Consider the following 1,440-nt stretch of genomic DNA (forward strand, 5'->3'; position numbering starts at 1 on the left):
GACCGACCGCTATCGCCGCACCCTGGCCTCCCTCGTCACTCCCGACGGCAACGTGGCCGACATCCTGATCCGGGAAGGATTCGCCATTCCCTACAGGCCGGGTCACGAGGCCTATCGGCAGCGCGCCGCGCATTGGTGCCCAGAGTAGGGGAGGGGCTTTGGCTCAAAACCCGATCAATTTGACCGTGTGAGCGACCGCTTTCGAGCTTGTCCTAACTTAGGGAGGCCCGCTTCTGGCTTTACGTCTGGACGTTTCAAGCTTCGTCGCCTCAAATAACAAACTGCCCCCGCAAACCGGATTTTGATTCGGTTTAAATAGGTGACGATCTGATGTAAAATTTGGGTATCGTATCAGCAACAGGAAGCGCTCGATGGCAAACCAGTATCCGCTCGAATGGACATTTCGGCTGCATGTAAACGTGTCCTGGATCGAGTCCTTTCGGCAAGCGATGTCGTCCTGCGATGTCGCCATTTTGGACGATCGTACCGACGAGTCTCCGGACAACTACTTCTGGTCATCGCCGCATCTGAATGGCCTGACGGATCCAGCCGAGATCGGCGCTCGTGCGGCTGCAATCAAGGCGCTCTACGACGGTGCGATGACCGTCACGATGCGCGACAACTATTACCCCTGGCGACTGGAGCTGCCAATTGAGGAGAGCGGTGTCAAGCACTTGCATCTTCGTCTCAAAATTCCGGCGCAACCGTTCTCACCGGATTGGGACAACTGGAAATTTCAGGTGCACGATTGCCCGTTCAGGCACAAGGTCGCCATGTACCTGTTCCTCTCGCATTTCGACGATACGGTGAAGAACATCCTGCTTTTCCTTGGTGTGAACGGGACGACCTGGATTTCATTATACGCCATCAAGGATTTCATCTCACAGCAGGGCTGGAATGAAGCGAAGATCGCGGAAGGCGCGGGTGTGACGAACGCAGCTATAAAACTGTTCAGTTATACGGCGAACAATTTCGAAGCAATCGGGCCGTTTGCCCGCCACGGCGCGCAGGGACGGATACCCCCTGCCAATCCCATGACCCTCGAAGACGCCACGAAGATCATCCTCGACTGCACGGAAGCGTTCTTCCACGAGCGTGCGCAGGCGGTCGATCTCAAGGCTAGGTTCGAAGAGCGGAAGGCTTGACGCCTCGCCTCTTCAACATCGCGCAGCCCAAGGCCCTGACCCTGTCTCTCCGCCCAGCACCGGACCCTCTCAGCCGGTTGCGGTCCCAAACAACTCGAGCTGCCCTTACGCCGCCAGCTTCCGCGCCGATCGCTTGGCTGCCGCTCGCCTTGCGGGCGGATCAGCCTTCGCCACCGGCTGAGGTCGGGTGAACGGCGGAAGCCCCTCGCGCGGCTTGCCGTGCAGCACCGCCCCGACGATCGCGCCCGCCTCGCCACGCCGCAGCAGGTAGAGAACGTGCGTCGGCGAGCGCAGG

The 1,440-nt window shown here is 59.4% G+C and carries 2 protein-coding genes and 1 pseudogene; 2 read left to right on the top strand and 1 reads right to left on the bottom strand.

Features of this window, described 5'->3' with window-relative positions:
- Together VQ02_RS40160 and VQ02_RS34290 are read left to right on the top strand one after the other, a co-directional pair.
- A partial coding sequence (locus tag VQ02_RS40160; RefSeq protein WP_209437112.1) for a thermonuclease family protein occupies positions 1 to 148 on the top strand: 148 nt, incomplete at its 5' end.
- Between the two features lie 223 nt (positions 149 to 371).
- Positions 372 to 1,145 (top strand): hypothetical protein, encoded by a 774-nt coding sequence (locus VQ02_RS34290; protein WP_048448754.1) that lies wholly within the window; start codon positions 372 to 374, stop codon positions 1,143 to 1,145.
- Positions 1,146 to 1,250: 105 nt separating this feature from the next.
- Here VQ02_RS34290 and VQ02_RS38905 read toward each other — a convergent pair.
- A pseudogene (locus tag VQ02_RS38905) lies at positions 1,251 to 1,440 on the bottom strand (hypothetical protein); the annotation flags it as partial.

It is taken from the genome of Methylobacterium variabile, assembly GCF_001043975.1.
Classification (GTDB): Bacteria; Pseudomonadota; Alphaproteobacteria; order Rhizobiales; family Beijerinckiaceae; genus Methylobacterium; species Methylobacterium variabile.

What these genes read in the sequence shown, in the direction of transcription:
- VQ02_RS34290 (WP_048448754.1), top strand. Translation starts at nt 372, where the DNA reads ATGGCAAACCAGTATCCGCTCGAATGGACATTTCGGCTGCATGTAAAC.